The organism is Micromonospora sp. NPDC048170 (assembly GCF_040652795.1).
Classification (GTDB): Bacteria; Actinomycetota; Actinomycetes; order Mycobacteriales; family Micromonosporaceae; genus Micromonospora.
The window spans coordinates 1-16,133 of record NZ_JBEZMR010000031.1; the positions used below are offsets into that span (position 1 = coordinate 1).

Consider the following 16,133-nt stretch of genomic DNA (forward strand, 5'->3'; position numbering starts at 1 on the left):
GCCGCGATGCCGTCGACGGCGGCGCGCGGGCCGACCGGGATCCCGGTGTCGGCGGCGATGACGTGGCGGGTGCCGGCGGGCACGGGCCCGAACGGCACCGCCGTCCCGGGGACCGCCTGCACCGCGCGGTGCACGGTCCCGTCGCCGCCGACCGCGACCAGGGCCGAGACGCCGTCGCGCACCGCCGCGCGGCAGGCCGCCTCGGCCTCGTCGGCGGTGTGCGCGCGCAGCGGGCGTACCGGCCGGCCGGCGGCCTCGAGCCGGTGCAGGACCTGCGGCAGCAACCCCCGGTGCCGCCCCCGGCCCGCGGTCGGGTTGGCCAGCACGGCGACGGGCCCGTCGGGGGCCACGGAGGGGTGATCGTCTGCGGTCACGGCGAGCACCGTACCGCCACCGGTCCGCGAAGGCGCACCGCCCGGCCCGCTGGCCGGGGGTGCCGTGGGCGGAGCCCGGGCGACCCGGGAGCACCTGACATTTGTCATGCCCCGCCGTGCGGCACGCATTACTCGTCATGACTGAACGCACTGGAACCGCCATAGCCCGAACGGACAAACTCATATCCGTCAGCAGGACGAAGGCATCGACCGAACAGTGGAGGGAGTGGTCACGGTGGACGAGCGCTACGACAGCTACTGCGCCGCCGACCGACTGTTCTACGACTCGCTCGGCAGCGCGGTCGACCAGCCCACCTTCCCGGCGGCACGGCGGCCCGTCCCCGACGGCTGGCGTTCCGAGCCGCTCGACGACTGGCTGATCTACGCCCCGGAGGGCGGCACGCTGCCCCAGCAGGGCTGGAAGATCCACGTGTCGGCGACGCTGGCCAACGCGGAGCGGGTGCTGGACACCGTCTGGGACTACTGCGTCCCGCGTGGACTGTCCTTCAAGTTCCTCCGCGGCCCGCGCACCCTGCTGCTGCGCAACTCCAAGTACGCCGCCCGGGCGGCCAGCGGCAAGTTCGTCACCGTCTACCCCCGCGACGACGCGGAGCTGGAGCTGGTCTGCAAGGAGCTCGACGAGCTGCTCGCCGGCGAGCCCGGCCCGTACATCCTCAGCGACCTGCGCCACGGCGCCGGTCCGGTGCACGTACGCTACGGCGGCTTCGCCGCGCGCTACTGCCACTCCCCCGACGGCCAGGTGGTCCCGGCGATCGAGGACGACACGGGCACGCTGGTGCCCGACCGCCGCGATCCCGTGTTCCACGTGCCGTCCTGGGTGACACTGCCCGACTTCCTCGGCCCGCACCTGGCCGCCCGCAACGCCACCAGCACCGACGAGGTGCCGTACCGGATCGAGAAGGTCATCCACTTCTCCAACGGTGGCGGCCTCTACGTCGGCCGGGACGTGCGGACCGACACGCAGGTGGTGCTGAAGGAGGCCCGTCCGCACGCCGGCCTCGACGCCGACGGCGCCGACGCGGTCGCCCGCCTGGCCCGGGAGGCCGACGCCCTGCGCCGGCTCGCCGACCTGCCCCAGGTGCCCCGGGTGCACGACGAGTTCACCCTCGGCGAGCACCGGTTCCTCGCGCTGGAGTTCGTCGAGGGACGCCCGCTGAACAAGGTCCTCGTCGACCGGTACCCGCTGATCGACGCCGACGCCACGAGCGCCGACCGCGCCGACTACACCCGGTGGGCGCTGGACGTGCACCGGCAGGTCGAGCAGGTCGTCACGGCCATCCACGAACGCGGCCTCGTCTACGGCGACCTGCACCTGTTCAACGTCATGGTCCGCCCGGACGACCGGATCGCGCTGGTCGACTTCGAGGTCGCCGCGCCGATCGACGGCCACCGCCGGCCGGGCCTACGCAACCAGGGCTTCGCCGCACCCCGGGACCGCTGCGGTCCCGCCGTCGACCGGTACGCCCTGGCCTGCCTGCGGCTGGCGCTGTTCCTGCCGCTGACCCAGCTCGTCCGGCTCGGGCCGGACAAGGCCGCACACCTCGCCGACGTGATCGCCGCCCACTTCCCCGTGCCGGAGGACCTGCTCGCCGCCGCCGTACGGGAGATCACCGGCACCGCAGCGGCGGACGCCGAGTCGGCCCCCGACCTCACCGTCGACGTCGGCCCGGAGCACCGCGACCGGCTCACCCGGGCGATCCTCACCAGCGCGACACCCGAGCGGGACGACCGGCTCTTCCCCGGCGACATCGAGCAGTTCCGCAGCGGCGGGCTCAACCTCGCCCACGGCGCGGCCGGCGTCCTGTACGCCCTGCACGTCAGCGGCGCCGGGCGGTGGCCGGGACACGAGCAGTGGCTGGTCCGCCACGCCACGGCACCCGCCTCGGGCACCCGCTGCGGCTTCTACGACGGCCTGCACGGCGTCGCGTACGCCCTGGAGGCGCTCGACCGCCGGCAGGACGCCCTCGACGTGCTCGACATCTGCCTGCGCCAACCGCTGGACGGCCTGGACCACAGCCTCTCCGGCGGACTGTCCGGGATCGCGCTCAACCTGGCCGAGCTGGCCGGGCGCACCGGCGAGACGGCCCTGCGCGACGCCGTCTGGCGGGTCGCCGAACGGGTGGTCGACCAACTCGCCGACGATCCGGGGCCGGACATCAGCGGCGGGCGGCACCCGTACGCCGGACTGCTGCGCGGCCGGACCGGACCGGCGCTGCTGCTGGTGCGGCTGTACGAGCTGACCGGCGAGCAGACCCTGCTGGAGCACGCCGCCACGGCCCTGCGGCAGGACCTGCGTCGCTGCGTGGTACGCCCCGACGGCGCGCTGGAGGTCAACGAGGGCTGGCGCACCATGCCCTACCTCGGGCAGGGCAGCGTCGGCATCGGGCTCGTGCTCGACCAGTACCTGCGGCACCGCGCCGACGAGCGCTTCGCCGAGGCCAGCGCCGGTGTGCGCCGCGCCGCCCGGTCCCCCTTCTACGCGCAGTCCGGCCTCTTCGCCGGGCGGGCCGGCATCGTGGCCTACCTGGCGGCGTACCCCGACGATCCGCAGCGGTGCCGCGAACGCGACGCCCAGGTGGCCCGGCTGGCCTGGCACGCCCTGCCCTACGCCGACGGGACGGCCTTTCCCGGGGAGCAGCTGCTGCGGCTGTCCATGGACCTCGGCACCGGCACCGCCGGCGTGCTGCTGGCACTGGCCACCGCACGGCCCGACGCCCCGGTGAGCCTGCCGTTCCTCGCGCCCCTGGCGGGCGCCCTGACTCCCTCGCCTCGGCGAGGGTGACCGATCCGACCGACCAGCACGGAAGGAGGTGACACGACATGGCGCTTCTCGACCTCCAGGGCATGGAGATGGCCCCCGCCGACCGCACCGGCGGCGGCAGCCGGGCGAGCCTGCTGCTCTGCGGCGACAGCTCGCTGTCCGTCACGACCTGCAACTGATCAGGTCACCACGCGAGGCCCTGGGCGGACGGACATGTCCGCCCAGGGCCGCACGTCTTTCGCGGGAGAAGCCATGGGGACGCCGATCGGCTCCGACCGCCTGCTGCGGCGGGTGGTCCGCGACGGCGGCGGGTGGACGGTCCTGCTCGGCGCGGTCGCGCTCACCGGAGCCGCCGCCGAACTCGCCCTGCCCGCCGCGCTCGGGCTCGCGGTCGACGCCGCCGTCGGCGGCGACGGGGGCACCTGGTGGCCGGCCGCCGCCTGTGGCCTGATCGCCATCCTCATGCTCACCGACATCCTCGCCGACGTGGCCAGCGGATACGGTGCGGCCCGGGCCACCGCGCGGCTGCGCCGGCGCCTGCTGCGTCACCTGTTCGCCTGCGACGTACGCACCGTCCGCCGCTATCCGGTGGGCGACCTGGTCGGCCGGCTCGTCGGGCAGGCCGCCGACGCCGGGCAGGCCGGCACCGCCGTGGTGCTGGGCGTCGTCGCGCTGCTCCCCCCGGTCGGCAGTGTCGTGGCGCTCACCCTGATCGAACCGCTGCTCGGCGTCACCCTCCTCGGCGGGCTGGCCCTGCTCACCCTGCTCATGCGCGCCTTCGTCACCGACGCCTCCGCCGCTGTCGCCGGCTACCAGCGGGTGCTGGGGGTTGTCGCCGGGCGGCTGCTGGAGGCCCTCGGCGGCGCCCGCACCATCGCCGCCGCCGCGACCGTCGAACGGGAACGCGACCGGGTGCTGGCGGCCCTGCCGGAACTGCGCGGGTACGGCCAGCTCGGCTGGCGACTGCTGGCCAGGGCGAGCGCCCGCACCGCCGCCGTGGGGCCGCTGCTGCAGGTGGCCGTCGTGGCCGTCGGCGGGTACGCGCTGACCGTCGGCTGGCTCACCCCCGGCCAACTCGTCGCCGCCGTGCAGTACGCGGCCCTCGGTGCCGGACTGGGCGCGGTGCTGGCCACGCTGAACCGGCTGGTACGCAGCCGGGCGGCGGCCGGCCGCATCGCCGAGCCGCTGGCCCACCCGGTACGCCCGGACGGCACCGAGCCGCTGCCGCCCGGCCGGGGGGAACTGCGGCTGCGCGGGGTCGGCGTCCGCACCGAGGACGGGCGGCCGGTCCTCGACGGGATCGACCTGGTCGTCCCGGCGGGCGCCACGGTGGCCGTCGTCGGGCGCTCCGGCGCCGGCAAGTCGACCCTCGCCGCGGTGGCCGGCCGGCTGCACGACCCGGACGTCGGCGAGGTGCTGCTGGACGGGGTGCCGTTGCGCCGGTTGAGCCCGCCCGCGCTGCGCCGGGCCGTCGGCCACGCCTTCGACCGGCCCGTCTTGGTGGGCGAGACGGTGCACGACGCGATCGGGCTCGGGCTGCCCGCCGGATCGGCGAGGCCGCCCGCCGGCACCGCCCCGGCCACCCCGGCGGTGCTGACCGCGGCACGGGCGGCCCAGGTCGCCGACGTCGTCGCCCGGCTACCCGAGGGTTTCCGCACCCGGCTGGCGGACGCGCCGTTCTCCGGCGGTGAGGCGCAGCGCCTCGGGCTGGCCCGCGCGTTCCCCGCCGAGCGGCTGCTCGTCCTCGACGACGCCACGTCCAGCCTGGACACCGCCACCGAACACCGGATCGCCCGGGCGGTGGCGGCCGGCGCCCGTGGGCGTACCCGACTCGTGGTGACCCACCGCGCGACGACGGCGGCGGCGGCCGACCTGGTGGCGTGGCTCGACGGCGGGCGGTTGCGGGCCGTGGCGCCGCACCGGCGGCTCTGGGCCGACCCGGCCTACCGGGCGGTCTTCGCACCGGACGGGGTCGCCTGATGAGCGGCCCCGGCGTGCGCCGGACCACCTGGGCGGCACTGCGCGCCCGCCGCCGGGCGCTGGGTCGCCTCGCCGCCTGGTCGGCGGTCGAGGCCCTGCCGGCGCTGCTCGGCGGGGTGCTCGTGGCGCGGGCCGTCGACCGGGGCTTCCTGGCCGGCCAGTTCACCACCGGCCTGGCCTGGCTGGGTGGGCTGGCCGTGGCCGTGCTGGCGGGCGCGGCGGCAACCGGGCAGGTGTACCGCAGCCTCGGCGGGGTCGTGGAGCCGTTCCGCGACGAGTTGGCGGCCCGGGTGGTGCACGGGGCGCTGCGCGAGGCGACCCGGGCCGGCGGCCGGGCGGACAGCGCCGCCGTGGCCCGGCTGACCCACCAGGTGGAGGTGGTCCGGGACACCTTCGGCGGGCTGCTGCTGGTGGTACGCGGATTCCTGTTCACCGCCGTCGCCGCGCTGCTCGGCCTGCTCGCCCTGGCGCCGCCGCTGGCGGGCGCGGTGGCCGCCCCGCTGGTGGTGGGGCTCGCCGTGTTCGGGGCGTCGCTGCCGGCCATGGTGGCGCACCAGCGGGCCCAGGTGACCGCCGGCGAGCGGCTCGGCCGCTCGGCGGCGTCCGCGCTGGCCGGGCACCGCGACGTCGTCGCCTGCGGCGCGCGGGAGCGGGTGGTCTCCGACGTGGACGGGCGGGTCACGGCGCAGGCCGACGCCGAGCGGACACTGGCCCGGATGGCGGCGCTGCGCAGCCTCAGCCTCGGGGTGGGCGGCTGGCTGCCGGTGGCGGTGCTGCTGCTGGCCGCGCCGTGGCTGGTGCGGCAGGGGTTGAGCGCCGGGGCCGTGCTGGGCGCACTGGTCTACGTGACCACCGGGCTGCAACCCGCGCTGCACGCGGTCGTGCAGGGCGTCGGCGGCGGGGGCCTGCGCTACGCCGTCACGCTGGGCCGGATCCTGCGCACGAGCCCGCCCGACCAGCCACCGCCCGCCGCTCCGACGCCCCCGGTCGACGCCGCCCCGGCACCGGCCGGCACCGGCTCCGTCCCGCGTACCGCCGCTCCCGTCGGCGGCGACGCCGGGGCGTGGGTCGTGGAGCTGCGCGGGCTGACCTTCCGGTACGGCCCACAGGCCCGACCTGTCCTGGCGGACCTCACCCTGACCGTGGCGGCCGGCGAGCACCTGGCCGTGGTGGGGCCGAGCGGGGCCGGCAAGTCCACCCTGGCCGCGCTGGTCGCCGGGCTGGTGTCGCCGGACTCGGGCTCAGTCCACCTGGCCGGCGTGCCGGTCGCCGGCACCCCGCCGGACGTGTTGGCCCGGCTGCGGGTGCTGGTGCCGCAGGAGGCGTACGTGCGCTCCGGCTCCCTGGGCGACAACCTCCGCTACCTGTGCCCCGACGCCGACGACGCGAGGGTCCTGGCCGCCGTGCACGCCCTCGGGGCGGGCGCCCTGGTGAACCGCCTCGGGGGCCTCGACAGCGAAGTGGACCCCGCCACCCTTTCCGCCGGGGAACGCCAGCTCGTCGCGGCGGTCCGGGCCTACCTCGCCCCGGCGTCGCTGGTGATCCTCGACGAGGCGACGTGTCACCTGGATCCGACGCTGGAGGCGACCGTCGAGCGCGCCTTCGCCCGGCGGGGCGGCACCCTGGTGGTGATCGCGCACCGGATCAGCTCGGCGACCCGGGCCCGCCGGGTGCTGGTGTTCGACGGCGACCGGCCGCTCGTCGGCACCCACGACGACCTGCTGGCCCGCTCGCCCACCTACCGCGAACTGGTCGGGCACTGGGAGGACGTGCCGCCGCCGGCCCGCGTGCCGCTCGGCCACGCGTGACGACGCGCCGGGCCGGCTCCCCCGTCAGATCCAGCCGGCCTCGCGGGCGACCCGCACCGCCTCCACCCTCGTCCGCGCGCCCGCCTTGCGGGTGATCCGGCCCAGGTGGTTGCGCACGGTCCCCGGGGCGAGCCCGAGCGCCCGGGCGACCTCCACGACCGGTGCCCCGGCCGCGGTCAGGTCGAGGATCTCGGTCTCCCGCGAGGTCAGCGGGCTCTCCCGGGACAGCGCCGCCATCACCAGGTCGGCGTCGACCACCGACTCGCGCCGGGCCAGCCGCCGGATGCCGTCCAGCACACGGTGCGGGGAGACGTCGCTGCCGAGGATCCCGACGGGGCGTCCCGGCGCGAAGACCCGGTGCAGGCTGCGCGCCCGGCGCCGGTCGGCGAGCACCAGCAACGGGCACTGCCCCGCCACGCCCGCCTCCCCGATGAGGTCGAGGTCGACGACCGCGACGTCGGGGCGCTGCGCGCGGACCGCCGGCGGGAGGGCGTCGCCCCGGTCCAGTTCCGCCACCACGCTGATGTCCACCTCGGCGGCGAGGACGAGCGACAGGGCGCCACGGACCAGGGCGCCGTCCAGGGCGAGCAGGGTACGGATCACCGTTGGCCCTCCGGGGCGTCGTCAGACAGATCACGGACCGTCAGCATTCAAACACGTCCCGGTGCGTTCCGCTCGGCGAGCGACCGGCACCGTCCACGCTGGATGAGCACGGCGCCCGAGGTACGGGCCGGACAGGCAGCCCGACCCGTGCCTGGACGGCTACATCCAGCCGTCGCGCCGGGCGCGCCACACCGCCTCCATGCGGTTACGGGCGCCGGTCTTACGCATGATCGCCGACAGGTGGTTGCGTACCGTGCCGTGCGCCAGGAAGAGCCGGCGGGCGATCTCCTTGAGCGGCAGGCCCTCCGCGGCCGCCCTCAGCACCTCCACCTCCCGACGCGTCAGGGGGCTCGACGCGGGGCGCAGCGCCGTCACGGCGGCGGCAGCGTCGATGACCGTCTCCCCTGCGGCGAGCTCCCGGACGGCCTCGACCAACGCCTCCAGGGAGGCGTCCTTGCCGAGCAGGCCCCGGACACCCGCGGCCAGCAGGTCCTCGACCACCCTGCGGCTCCACCGCCGGCCCATGGCCAGTACGGCCGTGCCGGGCGCCGCTCCGGTGATCTCGGCGACCGCCTCGACCGGGTGCGGGGCGTCCGGCGCCAGATCGACCAGCACCACGTCCGGCCGGTGCCGACGCAGCAGAGCCGGCAACTCCGTCATCCCGGTCACCTCGGCGACGACCTCGATGTCCTCCTCGCTCGACAACGCCGCGCACAGCGCGGTGCGCAGCAGACCCATCTCCTCAACAACGACGACGCGGATCAACGCGTAGCTCCGATCTCGGGGTGCGCGAGCGGCAACCGGGTCCTGTCGACGGGACCGCGCGGGCCGGCCGCACGAAACGGCTGGATCCTGGCCCCGACGCGTCAACGACCCGACGGTCTGGGGCAACCGTGTGGCCAGGCGCCGGGCGATACGGCCGGACGGGCCGGACGACCGCGCAGGCGGGCCCCCAGGGACTCAGCCGGGGCGGGCACTCACCCCGGGGAAGCGGTCACCCGGGGCCGGTGGTGCGGGCGGCGACCCGCCGTCGGTCCCGCTGGGACGGTCCGTGTCGATCGACGGCTCGGTCATCGCCGGGGCACTGCCGTCCCGGGTGGCCGCGACGTCGCCCTCGCCCGGCACCACGGGGCGGGCCGGCAGGCCGGTCTGTCCCGGCACCGACGCGGCGGCGTCCCCACCGCCCCGGCCGGTACGCCAGTCCAGTCCGCCACCGGGCGCCGAGGCGATCGGGAACCACGTCCCGGTGGCCCGTGGTGGGGCGTTCGCCGTGCCCGGCGACATCACCGGCGCCGACGTCACCGGCCGCACCGCCCCCACGTCCGGGGGCGACAGGCCCGGCCCGCCGTCGGGAGGCGACGACGGGTCACCCGGCACGACCGGCGCCGCGGGCGGCGCCGGGGCGACCACACAGGGCAGCCCGATCACGCGCGACAGCACGGAGTCCGTGATGGACAGGGCCGTGCGGACCACCGGCGTCACGACGGACGACACGGTGCCGGCGACCCGGGGAACCAGGGACACCCCGGCAGAGGCCGCCGGCCGCGCGACGGACGACGCCGTTCCGGCAAGACGGGGAACCAGGGAGGTCCCGGCAGGAGTGGCCGGCCGGGTGCGGGACGAGGCCGCGACGCGGCGTACGGGCGCAGACGTGCCGTCGTCCGGCACGACGGCGCCAAGGGCGGCAGTGACCGGGGCGGCAGGGGTCGCGGCGACCGGTCTGCGGTGCCGCTCGTCGTCCCGGGGGCGATCCCGGTCCTGGGGGGTCGTCACCCGCCGGCCCAGCTCGGCCACGAGGTCGCCCACCGGCGTCACCAGGCCGGCACGCGCGCCCGGCCGGTCACGCTGCCCGACGCGGGTCGCGGACCGGGCAGGCCCGACCACGGCAGGACCGTCGTCCTCCAGCGCCGGAGCGGGTCGGGAACCCGGCGGGCCCGAGGCCTCCGTGACGCCGCTCTGCCCCGCCCCGGCGAGGCCGGCCCGGTCCGCGGCGGCGGCCGGGTCGCCGGACAGGGCGACACCCAGGACACCCGCCCCCACGGCCGCGCCCAACAGCACGGCGAACCGGGCGACGGGCATCCTGCGCCGCCGCGGCGGAGAAGTTGGCTCCGGCACGGCGACGGGTGTACGACGAAACGTCGGGCGACGCACTGGACAGCGACCTCCCTCGTCGGGCACGTCGACACATCGTAAAGATCTGCTTACCCGATCGCAGCTCGTGAATGCGCGGTGACGGATTGCCGACTGGGTGCTGACGGCTGGCGCGCGATGCGTTAGAGGAAGCCGCCTCCGGAGCCGCTTGCACCTGCGGCAATGCCGGGCACCACGGGGTCGGCGAAGGCAGTGCGACCCCGGCGGGCGGCGCGACGCTCGTCCGGCCCGGCAGCGGCACCTACCCCCGGCCGGCCGGCAACGGAACAAGCCCCCCGGTGAGGGAGGGCTTGTTCCGTGCGTCGCGGGACGACCGGCTGGTCAGGTCATGTCGTCGTAGCGGCGGTCGATCGGCGCGGGCGCCGCGACCGGCTCCGAGGCGGCGACCGGAGCGCTGCCGTCCACCCGCTGCCCGGCCTCCACCGGCTCGGGGTCGAACTCGAGCGGCGACACCTCGTCGTCGCCAACGCCCGCGTAGACCTCCTTGCCGCGCCCCTTACGCCTGTCGTTGAGGAACGCCACCCCGACGGCGACGAAGTAGAGCAGCGACAGGCAGAGCGCCAGCAGCGTCATGCCGAACGGCCCGGGGTCGGGGGTCGCCACCGCCGCGAACGCGAAGCAGACGAAGACCACGGCTCGCCACCAGCCCAGCAGCCGGCGGGCGCTCACCACCCCGGTGAAGTTCAGCATCAGCAGGGTGAGGGGGAACTCGAACGCCACTCCGAAGAGCAGGATCATGTTGGTGACGAACGAGATGTACCGGGTCACCTCCAGCTGCGAGTCGGTGCCCGTGACACCGGCCTCCAGCAGGAAGGCCAGGCCCTTGTCCACCACGAAGTACGCCAGCACCGCGCCGGCGGCGAACAGGGGCGCCGCGATCGCGACGAAGACGTACGCCCACTTGCGTTCGTGCCGGTGCAGGCCCGGCGCGATGAACGCCCACAGCTGGTAGAGCCAGACCGGGGCACCGATGATCAACCCGATCCAGAGCGCCAGCTTCAGCTTGAGGACGAAGCCGTCCGTCGGCGCGAGTTGCAAGAAGTTCTGACACTCACCGTCGACGATCATGCCGGGAAGTCGGCAGTACGGCTGCTTGAGCAGGTCGAACGCCGGCTGGGCGAGCAGGAAGCCGATGATCAGCCCCACCGCGATCGCCAGGGAGGCGCGGAACAACCGGGTGCGCAGCTCGCGGATGTGCTCGATGAGTGTCATCGAGCCGTCGGCGGCCCGCTCGAAGTTGCTCGGGCCGCGCTTCTTGAGGGCGAAGGCCACGGGTCTCGGGCCCTTCGATCAGTTGTCGCGGACGCGCTGCACCGGGTCGCTGACCGGAGGTGCGTACGGCTGCTGCTGCGGCGGGGCGGCGTGCGGCTGCTGCCCCGCGTGCGGCGGCGCGTACGGCTGCCCCTGAACGGTCTGCGGCGGGAGCGGCTGGTAGGCGGACTGCGCGTCGGCCTTCTCGGCGAGGTCGCGGTCGTCGTCGTGCAGGCTCTTGGTCTCGGCCTTGATGATCCGCAGCGAACGGCCCAGCGAGCGGGCCGCGTCGGGGAGCCGCTTCGCGCCGAAGAGCAGGATCAGCACGACCACGAGTACGGCGATGTGCCACGGCTTGAGGGCACCCATGGGAAGCTCCAGTCGCTCTGTGTCGTCGTGAGGGGTGTACCGCAGCCCATCGTACGTGCGCCGACGGCCGTTGACACCCGCCGGGTGGTGGTGGTTCGTCCCGGCCGGTGAAGTCTTGACCAACGCGGGACGTCTCGTCAACCACCTGCCGGAGGATCGTTCCTGCGCGGAACCGGACCGGTTCGCGCAGGAACCGGTCACCGATCGCTCAGCTGCCGCGCCGGGCCTTGATCACCGCCACCCGCCGCTGGGCGGTGTCGAGCTGCTCCTGGAGCGCCTCCGCCCGTGCCTGGAGGGTCTCGGCGGTCTCCCGCAGCGCCTCCGCCTCGGCCGCACGGCGTTGCAGGGCCACGGCCGCGCGCCGCAGCCGGGGCAGCCGCCCCAGCAACGGCCGCAGGGCCAGGGCGAACACGACGAGCGCGAACAGCACCACCGCGAGCACGATCCACTTCACCACGGCGGCCAGCCTACTGCGTGCCCGCGGTCACCGCCGGGTCGGCCGGGGTCGCCGCCCGCGGCGTGTCCGACCCGTCCACCGGCACACACGGCCCGGCCGGCGCCGGAGAGGCGTACGCGTCGAGGGCGGCGACCGCAGCGGCCCGGACCTGCTCGGCCAGCTCGACCGGGGCGACCACGGTCACCTCCGGGCCCAGCCCCAGCACGAACCGGCGGGCCCAGCCCAGGTCGGTTACCCGCAGCGAGACCAGCCAGTGGTCGCCACCACCGGCCTCGATCCGCTCGCACGGGTAGTACTCGGTGAGCCACCGCTCGCCCCGACCGATCCGCAGGGTGATCAGCGGCAGGTCCGGCGACGGGCGGAACACGCCCTCGGTCAGGTCGTGCGGGCGGGCCTGCGGCGGCACCACGGCCCGCTCGTCCAGCTCGGTGACCGCGTCGATGCGGTCGGCCCGGAACAGCCGCACCGCCTCCGCCCGGCGGCACCACGCCTCCACGTACGCCCGCCCGCCGACCATCAGCATCCGCAGCGGGTCGACGACACGGTCGGTGGTCTCGTCGCGCGCCGCCGTGTAGTAGGTGATGCGCAGCGCCCGGCCGCTCTCCACGGCCGTCCGCAGCTCCTCCATCCGGTGGGTGTCGGCGGGCAGCCGAACCTCGACCGGCGCCGCCACCAGGTCACCGGCCGCGTGTTCGATCTTGGCCAGCGCCCGTTCGACGGCCTCCCGGTTGGTCACACCGGGCGTTTCGGCGAGCATCCGCAGCGCCACGACCAACGCGAGGGCCTCGTCCGGGGTGAGCCGCAGCGGCCGGTCGATGCCGGCGTCGTAGGTGATCGTCACCCGGTCGCCGTCGAACGCCATGTCGATCAGGTCACCCGGGCCGTAGCCGGGCAGGCCGCACACCCACAGCAGTTCCAGGTCCTCACGCAGCTGCCGCTCGGTGACGCCCAGGTCGCCGGCCGCCTCGGCGATCTCGATGCCGGGCCGGGCCAGCAGGTAGGGCACCAGGTTCAGCAGCCGGGCCAGCCGGTCGGCCGACGCGCGGGAACCGCCCCGGGCCGCCGGCCGGGTCACCGGGCACCCCCGGCGACCGCCAGGTCGTCGTGCCGGGCGGCGATCTCCTTGAGCCGCTGGATCACCGCGTCCCGCACCTCCGGCGGATCGAGCACGCGCACGTCCGGGCCGTAGCCGACGAGCTGGCCGGCGAGGACGTCCGCGTCGGCGTACGGCAGGACGAGCCGGTCGCCGTCGACCCCGGCGGTGACGCCGACCGCCCAGCGGCGCAGCCCGGCGGCGCGTCCGGCCGAGACCAGCACGGTGGCCCGCCCGGTGCGCTCCGCCGGCCCCGACCAGCGGGCCACGTGGCTGATCAGGTCGACCCCGACCGGCGGCTCGTAGCCCCCGGCAGCGCCGGTGGCCCGGACCGTGCCGACCACCCGGGACAGCCGGAAGCAGCGGGTCGCCTCGCGGTCGAGGTCGTGCCCGACCACGTACCAGCGGCCCCGCCAGCACACCACCCCCCACGGCTGCAGGCGGCGGCGGGTGGAGTCGTCGCGGTCCGGCACCCGGTAGTCGAAGCTGACCTCGCGCCGGTCCCGGGCGGCGGCGGTCAGTGGCGCGAACGCCGGATCCACCGTCACCATCGGCTCCAGGCCCAACGTGGCCTGCGGGTCCACGTCCACGCCCGCGGCGCGCAGCTTCGCCAGCCCGGAGGAGGCGGCGGCGGCCAGGCCGGCGTGCTGCCACAGGCGGGCGGCGATGCCGACCGCGGCGGCCTCGTCCGGTTCGAGAGGGATGTCGGGCAGCGCGTACTCCCGGTGCGCGATCCGGTAGCCGGGCTCCGCGTCGAACACGCTCGCCGTCCCGGTCTCCAGCGGCACACCCAACTCACGCAGCTCGGCCTTGTCCCGCTCGAACTTGCGCTGGAACGCCTCGTGGTCACGCGCGTCGTCCGGATCGTGCTCGTAGCCGGGCACGGTCGCGGCGATCTGCGCGGCGGTCAGGAACCGTCGCGTGGACAGCAGGCAGATCACCAGGTTGACCAGGCGTTCGGTGCGGGTCCGCGACACGCGGTAGACGCTAGCAGCCCGCGCGCCGCGCCCGTGCACCCACGCGGGCAGGACGTGCGCCGCGTCGCAGCCGGCCTGTTCACCGGTCACCGGGCGCCCCACCGCCGACGACCATACAGTGGCGTGGTGACCCAGCCGGAGGTCAGGAGCGAGAGCGTCGGCACCGTCGTGGTGGCGGGCGCCGCCAACCTCGCCATCGCGGTCGCCAAGCTGATCGCCGGGGTGATCTCCGGGTCGGCGGCGATGCTCTCCGAGGCCGCGCACTCCGTCGCCGACACCACCACCGAGGTGCTGCTCTACCTCGCGCTGCGCCGCGGCGCGCGGCCCGCCGACGCCCGGCACCCGTTCGGGTACGGCAAGGAGAGCTACGTCTGGGCGTTCCTGGCGGCGCTGTTCACCTTCGTCGCCGGCGCGGGCTTCGCGATCACCCACGGCGTCACCACCATCCTGGTGCACGAGCACAGCGGCGACTTCCTGGCCTCCTACGTCGTGCTGGCCGTCTCCTTCGCCATCGAGTCGGTCTCGCTGGCCCGCGCCGTACGCCAGGTCCGGACCGAGTCCCGACGCTGGCGCACCACGCCGCGCCGGTTCCTGCGGCTGACCTCCGACACCGCCGTCAAGGCCGTCTTCCTCGAGGACAGCGCGGCCCTGATCGGGCTGGTGCTGGCCGCCGCCGGGGTGGCACTCTCCCAGCTCACCGGCGACGAACTGTGGGACGGCATCGCCTCCGTCCTGATCGGCGTGCTGCTGCTCGTGGTGGCCACCGTCCTCGCCCACAGCAACATCTCGCTGCTGGTCGGCCGGGCGGTGCCGGAACGGCTGCGCGGCGAGATCGCCGACGAACTCGCCGGCCTGCCCGCCGTCCGGCGGATCGACACGCTACTGACCATGCAACTCGGGCCGAGCGACGTCCTGGTCGCCGCGAAGGTCGACTTCGACGACGAGGCGAGCGGCGCGACCATCGAGGCCGCCGCCGACCAGGCCGAGCGGCGGCTCATCGCCCGCCACCCGCACATCCGGTACGTCTTCCTCGACCCGACCCGCAGCGGCGGCCCCGGCGACGACCGGGAGCCCGAGGTCCCTGGCAACTGATCGGCGGCCCGGCGACGACCGGAAGCCCGAGGGACCCGGCGGCTGACCGCCGTCCGGGCGCGCCGCCCCGGGCGCGGCCGGCCGGGGCGGCGACGCTAGCGTGCCGGGCATGGTGCGATGGCGGTCGGGGACGGTGACGGCGCTGCGGCGGCAGTGGACCGGGGCGGTGGAACTGGACGTCGACCTGCCCGACGGCGGCACCGTACGCGCCCTGGCCTACCCCGCGCTCGTCGGCCGGCCCGAGCCCGGCGACCGGGTGCTGCTCAACGCCGGCGCGCTGCTGATGGGTCTCGGCACCGGCGGGTACGCCCTGGTCGTGGCGCTGCCCGACCGGCTGCCGCCGGACCCGCCGCAGTCCCTCGACACCCGCGACGCCGGCCACCTGGTGAAGGCCCGCTACACCCCGCTGCAACCGATCTTGCTCGGCGTCGACGAGGATGCCTCCCCGCACCGGGAGGTCATGGCCGCCGCCGACGACCTGGCCGGCCTGCCCGTGGTCACCGCCGACCTGCACTCCGCGCTGCCGGCGATCCTGGCCGGCATCCACGCCGACGTCCCCGACTCCCGGGTCGCGTACCTGCTGACCGACGGCGGGGCACTGCCGGCCTGGTTCTCCCGCACCCTCGCCGGGCTGCGCGACCACCTCGTCGGCACGGTCACCGTCGGCCAGGCCTTCGGCGGGGACCTGGAGGCGAGCACCGTGCACAGCGCGCTGCTGGCCGCCCGGCACGTGCTGCGCGCCGACGTGGCGATCGTCGCCCAGGGGCCGGGCAACCTGGGCACCGGCACCCGGTGGGGCTTCTCCGGGGTGGCCGTCGGCGAGGCCGTCAACGCCGTCGCCACGCTGGGCGGACGCCCCGTCGGGTCGCTGCGGATCTCCGACGCCGACCCCCGCCCCCGGCACCGGGGCGTGTCGCACCACAGCCTCACCGCGTACGGCCGGGTGGCCCTCGCCCCCGCCGAACTGGTCGTGCCCGACGGCCTGGCCCCGGCGCTGGCCGCCGAGGTCGACGCGGCGCTGACGCCCCTCGCGGCGCGGCACACCGTCGTCCGGGTACCCACCGACGGGCTCGACGCCGCACTGCGGTCCACGCCGGTGGCCCTGTCCACCATGGGCCGGGGTCTCGACGCCGACCACGCCTACTTCCTGGCCGCCGCCGCGGCCGGCCGGCACGCCGCGCGCCTGCTGACCTGAC

Annotated in this window: 15 protein-coding genes; 6 read left to right on the forward strand and 9 right to left on the reverse strand. The window is 75.9% G+C overall.

The features are described 5' to 3' along the window. Nucleotides 1-383, reverse strand: a 383-nt coding sequence (locus tag AB0D32_RS27415; protein ID WP_357096220.1) for an acylglycerol kinase family protein, incomplete at its 3' end; no start/stop codon positions are given. 226 nt (nucleotides 384-609) lie between these two features. Between AB0D32_RS27415 and lanKC the strand changes: the two genes are divergently transcribed. From lanKC to AB0D32_RS27435, 4 genes are all read left to right on the forward strand, one after another. Next, nucleotides 610-3,177, forward strand: coding sequence for a class III lanthionine synthetase LanKC (lanKC, locus tag AB0D32_RS27420; protein ID WP_357096222.1), 2,568 nt, complete (start codon nucleotides 610-612; stop codon nucleotides 3,175-3,177). A 38-nt stretch (nucleotides 3,178-3,215) separates the two neighbouring features. Then, entirely contained in the window at nucleotides 3,216-3,335 is a 120-nt protein-coding gene (locus AB0D32_RS27425; RefSeq protein WP_089003486.1) for a SapB/AmfS family lanthipeptide, read from the forward strand. 73 nt (nucleotides 3,336-3,408) lie between these two features. Continuing rightward, the gene (locus AB0D32_RS27430) at nucleotides 3,409-5,136 is read left to right on the forward strand and encodes an ABC transporter ATP-binding protein (protein ID WP_357096225.1); all 1,728 of its coding nucleotides are present in this window, start codon (nucleotides 3,409-3,411) and stop codon (nucleotides 5,134-5,136) included. Then, nucleotides 5,136-6,944 carry an ABC transporter ATP-binding protein gene (locus AB0D32_RS27435; protein ID WP_357096228.1) on the forward strand — a complete coding sequence of 603 codons (1,809 nt, stop codon included), beginning with the start codon at nucleotides 5,136-5,138 and terminating at the stop codon, nucleotides 6,942-6,944. Before AB0D32_RS27430 ends, AB0D32_RS27435 begins: the two co-directional genes overlap by 1 nt. Nucleotides 6,945-6,968: 24 nt before the next feature. Here AB0D32_RS27435 and AB0D32_RS27440 read toward each other — a convergent pair whose 3' ends face one another. From AB0D32_RS27440 to AB0D32_RS27475, 8 genes are all read right to left on the reverse strand, one after another. Further along, nucleotides 6,969-7,547, reverse strand: coding sequence for a response regulator transcription factor (locus AB0D32_RS27440; RefSeq protein WP_357096231.1), 579 nt, complete (start codon nucleotides 7,545-7,547; stop codon nucleotides 6,969-6,971). Nucleotides 7,548-7,706: 159 nt separating this feature from the next. Further along, on the reverse strand, nucleotides 7,707-8,312 hold the full coding sequence (locus tag AB0D32_RS27445; RefSeq protein ID WP_357096234.1) for a response regulator transcription factor: 606 nt from the start codon (nucleotides 8,310-8,312) through the stop codon (nucleotides 7,707-7,709). Between the two features lie 195 nt (nucleotides 8,313-8,507). Next, nucleotides 8,508-9,626 (reverse strand): hypothetical protein, encoded by a 1,119-nt coding sequence (locus AB0D32_RS27450; protein WP_357096236.1) that lies wholly within the window; start codon nucleotides 9,624-9,626, stop codon nucleotides 8,508-8,510. 393 nt (nucleotides 9,627-10,019) lie between these two features. Then, on the reverse strand, nucleotides 10,020-10,970 hold the full coding sequence (gene tatC / locus AB0D32_RS27455; RefSeq protein ID WP_357096239.1) for a twin-arginine translocase subunit TatC: 951 nt from the start codon (nucleotides 10,968-10,970) through the stop codon (nucleotides 10,020-10,022). 18 nt (nucleotides 10,971-10,988) lie between these two features. Then, on the reverse strand, nucleotides 10,989-11,318 hold the full coding sequence (gene tatA, locus AB0D32_RS27460) for a Sec-independent protein translocase subunit TatA (protein ID WP_357096242.1): 330 nt from the start codon (nucleotides 11,316-11,318) through the stop codon (nucleotides 10,989-10,991). 208 nt (nucleotides 11,319-11,526) lie between these two features. Next, nucleotides 11,527-11,775: a hypothetical protein gene (locus tag AB0D32_RS27465; RefSeq protein WP_357096245.1), complete on the reverse strand. Its 249-nt coding sequence runs from the start codon at nucleotides 11,773-11,775 to the stop codon at nucleotides 11,527-11,529. A 10-nt stretch (nucleotides 11,776-11,785) separates the two neighbouring features. Then, a complete protein-coding gene (locus tag AB0D32_RS27470) occupies nucleotides 11,786-12,850 on the reverse strand; it encodes a YafY family protein (RefSeq protein WP_357096248.1) in 1,065 nt (354 codons plus the stop codon). Beyond that, nucleotides 12,847-13,845 (reverse strand): WYL domain-containing protein, encoded by a 999-nt coding sequence (locus tag AB0D32_RS27475; RefSeq protein WP_357096387.1) that lies wholly within the window; start codon nucleotides 13,843-13,845, stop codon nucleotides 12,847-12,849. Before AB0D32_RS27475 ends, AB0D32_RS27470 begins: the two co-directional genes overlap by 4 nt. 126 nt (nucleotides 13,846-13,971) lie before the next feature. On the opposite strand from AB0D32_RS27475, the gene AB0D32_RS27480 reads away from it, so the two are divergent. Continuing rightward, complete coding sequence (locus tag AB0D32_RS27480) at nucleotides 13,972-14,937, forward strand: cation diffusion facilitator family transporter (protein ID WP_357096251.1); 966 nt, start codon at nucleotides 13,972-13,974, stop codon at nucleotides 14,935-14,937. A gap of 109 nt (nucleotides 14,938-15,046) precedes the next feature. After that, entirely contained in the window at nucleotides 15,047-16,132 is a 1,086-nt protein-coding gene (locus AB0D32_RS27485; RefSeq protein WP_357096254.1) for a DUF3866 family protein, read from the forward strand. Nucleotide 16,133 lies beyond the last annotated feature (1 nt).

What these genes read in the sequence shown, in the direction of transcription:
- AB0D32_RS27425 (WP_089003486.1), top strand. Translation starts at nt 3,216, where the DNA reads ATGGCGCTTCTCGACCTCCAGGGCATGGAGATGGCCCCCGCCGACCGC.
- tatA (WP_357096242.1), bottom strand. Translation starts at nt 11,318, where the DNA reads ATGGGTGCCCTCAAGCCGTGGCACATCGCCGTACTCGTGGTCGTGCTG.
- AB0D32_RS27435 (WP_357096228.1), top strand. Translation starts at nt 5,136, where the DNA reads ATGAGCGGCCCCGGCGTGCGCCGGACCACCTGGGCGGCACTGCGCGCC.
- AB0D32_RS27450 (WP_357096236.1), bottom strand. Translation starts at nt 9,626, where the DNA reads ATGCCCGTCGCCCGGTTCGCCGTGCTGTTGGGCGCGGCCGTGGGGGCG.
- AB0D32_RS27430 (WP_357096225.1), top strand. Translation starts at nt 3,409, where the DNA reads ATGGGGACGCCGATCGGCTCCGACCGCCTGCTGCGGCGGGTGGTCCGC.
- AB0D32_RS27485 (WP_357096254.1), top strand. Translation starts at nt 15,047, where the DNA reads ATGGTGCGATGGCGGTCGGGGACGGTGACGGCGCTGCGGCGGCAGTGG.